The following is a 3,921-nucleotide window of genomic DNA, read 5'->3' on the forward strand; positions in this document are numbered from 1 at the left end:
AACTTCCCGCCGCACTCAAGGGTTTGTTAAATTTTGCTAACCCAGATTCGATGCCGGGACAGTTGGCGGCGACGACGGTTTCCACAGCAGTTGAAACTTTAGCTCATAAGTATATTGCTGGCGAAAATATTAAACAGGTAATTGAGACGGTTAAGCGACTGCGTAAGGATAAAATGACTTTCAGCATTGACCTCTTGGGTGAGGCGGTGATTACGGAAGCGGAAGCGCAGTCTTATCTCGATCGCTATCTGGAATTGATGGAACAGCTGACAGAAGCGGCGAAAAGTTGGTCAAATGTTGAGGCGATCGATTCTGCTGATGGCGAACCATTGCCAAAAGTGCAAGTATCGGTTAAAATAACAGCTTTTTACTCCCAGTTCGATCCGCTGGATGAGAAAGGCAGTCAGCAAAAAGTGAGCGATCGCATTTGCACCCTATTACGCCGCGCTAAAGAGTTAGGTGCAGCAGTTCACTTCGATATGGAACAGTATGCTTACAAAGATATTACTTTGAGCATTCTGAAACAGCTATTGCTGGAAGAAGAATTTCGTTCTCGTACAGATATCGGTATCACGATTCAAGCTTATTTACGCGACAGCGAAAAGGATTTGCGCGATTTAATTGCATGGGCGAAGTTACGCGGTAATCCGGTGACTGTGCGTTTGGTGAAAGGTGCGTATTGGGATCAGGAAACGATCAAATCTGCCCAGAAAGATTGGCCTCAACCAGTTTACAACGACAAAGCAGCAACAGATATCAACTATGAGAAATTAACTCAGTTGATGTTGGAGAATCACGAGTATATTTATTCGGCAATTGGTAGCCATAACGTTCGCAGTCAAGCGCGTGCGATGGCGATTGCCGAAACTTTAAATGTACCGCGCCGCCGTTTTGAGATGCAAGTGCTTTACGGGATGGCAGATAAACTGGCAAAAGCGATCGTCGATCGCGGTTATCGGGTGCGAGTTTATTGTCCTTACGGCGACTTGATTCCCGGTATGGCTTATCTGATTCGCCGCTTGTTAGAAAATACAGCTAATAGTTCTTTTCTACGGCAAAGTTTGGAAGAACGACCTATGGAGGAATTGTTAGCAGCGCCAACTTTAAAAAGTGGCAAAGTTGACGACAAAGCTGAGTTTACCAAAGCGTTCCCAAATGTAGCAGATACCGATTATTCAGATAAGGAAGAAAGAGAGCGATCGCAGCAAGCAATCCAAACCGTTCGTCAACAAATCGGTAAAACTTATTCACCATTAATTAATGGTGAATACATCACTACAACACAAACCATCGATTCTGTCAATCCCTCCAATCCCAGCGAAATTGTGGGCAAAATCGGACTGCTTAGCGTCGAACAAGCAGAACAAGCAATTCTAGCAGCAAAAGCAGCTTTTCCCGCTTGGCGAAAAACTCCAGTACGCCAACGTGCAGGCGTGTTGCGGAAAGCCGCAGAAATCATGGAAAAACGCCGCCACGAATTAACTGCTTGGATGGTTTTGGAAACTGGCAAACCAGTCCGAGAAGGAGACGCGGAAGTTTCCGAAGCTATCGATTTCTGCCGTTATTACGCTGACGAAATGGAACGGTTGGAACAGGGATATAACTACGATATTCCGGGTGAAACTAACCGTTACAACTATCAACCGCGAGGAGTTTCGCTAATTATTTCCCCTTGGAATTTCCCCTTAGCTATTCCTACAGGAATGACTGTCGCTTCCCTCGTCGCCGGAAATTGTACCCTTCTCAAACCTGCGGAAGTTTCCTCAGTAATTGCAGCCAAATTAGCAGAAATTTTAGTAGAAGCTGGCATTCCCAAGGGCGTATTTCAATTCGTACCAGGAAAAGGTTCTTCTGTCGGCGCTTACATGGTGAAACATCCCGACGTTCACATGATAACCTTTACTGGTTCTCAGGAAGTCGGTTGTCGAATTTACGCCGATGCTGCCATTTTACAACCGGGACAAAAACACCTGAAACGAGTCATCGCTGAAATGGGTGGGAAGAATGCGGTCATCGTTGATGAAAGTGCGGATTTAGACCAAGCAGTTGCTGGTGTCGTGCAATCAGCTTTTGGTTATAGCGGCCAAAAATGTTCTGCTTGTTCGCGAGTAATTGTGCTGGAATCCATCTATGATGTGTTTGTACCGCGTTTGGTGGAAGCTACTCGCAGCCTCAATGTTGGTGCTGCTGAAGATCCCAGCACAAAAGTCGGCCCCGTCATCGATGCTAACGCCCACAAACGCATTTTGGAATATATCGAAAAAGGACGTCAAGAAGCAAATTTAGCTTTGCAAATGTCTGCGCCGTCAAATGGATATTTCATTGGGCCTACAATTTTTACGGAAGTTTCTCCCACGGCTACTATTGCACAGGAAGAAATTTTTGGCCCGGTGTTGTCTGTAATTAAGGTGAAGGATTTTGAGGAAGCGATTAAGGTTGCTAACGGTACAAACTTTGCTTTAACTGGCGGTTTGTATTCGCGTACTCCTTCCCACATTCAAAAAGCGCAAGACGAATTTGAAGTGGGGAATTTGTATATCAATCGCGGTATTACTGGTGCGATTGTGTCGCGTCAACCTTTCGGCGGATTCAAACTTTCTGGCGTCGGTTCCAAAGCAGGTGGCCCCGATTACCTGCTACAATTCTTGGAACCCCGTGCGGTGACTGAGAATATCCAACGTCAGGGTTTTGCGCCAATTGAAGGGGCAGAGTAAGTGTAGCAGGACTTACGCACGAAGAAGCCAGAAACCGGTTTTCTGCGTCGATATCTAGTTGAGAAACTCACGATTTTGCATAGAAACCGGGTTTCTTTGCGTAAGTCCTAAGTAGGATAAAAATACGATCGACTGACAAAGAAAATATCCGAAAAGATAAGTTTTGTCAGTCGATCGAGTTTAGTTGTATCGTTAGTAAATGAGTGATAGGAAAATTGTCTGTTGAAATCGAGGGTTAAATTTTTACCGCAGATGTAGGGCATCCTAAAAGGTCAAAACCAATTCACAGCAAGCATTTCAATGAGTGACTTTTGACTTTTGACTTTTGCTATACTTATTGGCGAGATCGAATGTAATCAGACCCTACCCACTCATCCCAAATGTCCGGGTAATCATCATAACTAACTAAATGCAAACCATACCAAGCTTTTTTCACCTTTGCTGGATACCATTCTTCATCAGATTGAGCTTCTACTCGCTCGCCAACGGCAAACATATCAGGCGCATAAGGACGAATTCGTTGCGATTCTACCGATTCCTCTGATTGGTCATCAATATATAAAACTCTCACTTCTGAACCGTTAGTCTCTAAGGTTTTGGCCTTATACCAATCACCTGAATATTCTACCTCTACCCGTTTACCTTCAATCGATTCTATCCGCTCCGAAACGCTGGCAAAAACCATTTGCTTATCGAAATCGTTAGTAGTAAAAAACATCGATTTTTGCTCTTCAATAAATGCCATTTCCAATTCGGCATAACGCGCTAAATCGTACAGCGTAATTACTCCATCCTTATCCAAATCTACTACTGGGTCGCCCAACAAACCTTTATACAAAGATTCCGTAAAAGTCCAACCACCCGTTGAGGTATTATGAGTATAGGCAGAACTAATGCAAGCGTAGGAAATATCGCTATCTCGCCGTTTTAATTCGTCAATTAATCCGCCTGAATAGCAACAATCAGCTAAAAGCAACACTTTTGAGCCATTAAAATTATTCTCAATGCTATCAAAAATGCTAGAGATAGACCAATAATTATCTCGGTCTGACCCATTAGCATCATAATTAATAAAGTAATGTTCTCCCGTATCGCTATCCCAATCACCGTGACCTGCAAAATATAAAATAAATAAGTCACCTTCTTCGGTGTTGGCTAATACTTCTGTTAAACTGCCTTGAATGGCTTCTATAGTTGCTTCACTATC

Annotated in this window: 2 protein-coding genes; one reads left to right on the forward strand and one right to left on the reverse strand. The window is 43.8% G+C overall.

The genetic code is table 11. The features are described from left to right. The coding region (gene pruA, locus H6S82_RS22450) for an L-glutamate gamma-semialdehyde dehydrogenase (protein WP_191056730.1) at nucleotides 1-2,714 on the forward strand (2,714 nt) is incomplete at its 5' end. Between the two features lie 334 nt (nucleotides 2,715-3,048). Here the strand turns inward: pruA and H6S82_RS22455 are convergent. After that, on the reverse strand, nucleotides 3,049-3,921 hold an 873-nt coding region (locus H6S82_RS22455; protein WP_191056731.1), incomplete at its 5' end, for an agenet domain-containing protein.

Origin of the sequence: Planktothrix sp. FACHB-1355 (assembly GCF_014748295.1) — a bacterium.
Classification (GTDB): domain Bacteria; phylum Cyanobacteriota; class Cyanobacteriia; order Cyanobacteriales; family Aerosakkonemataceae; genus Aerosakkonema; species Aerosakkonema funiforme_A.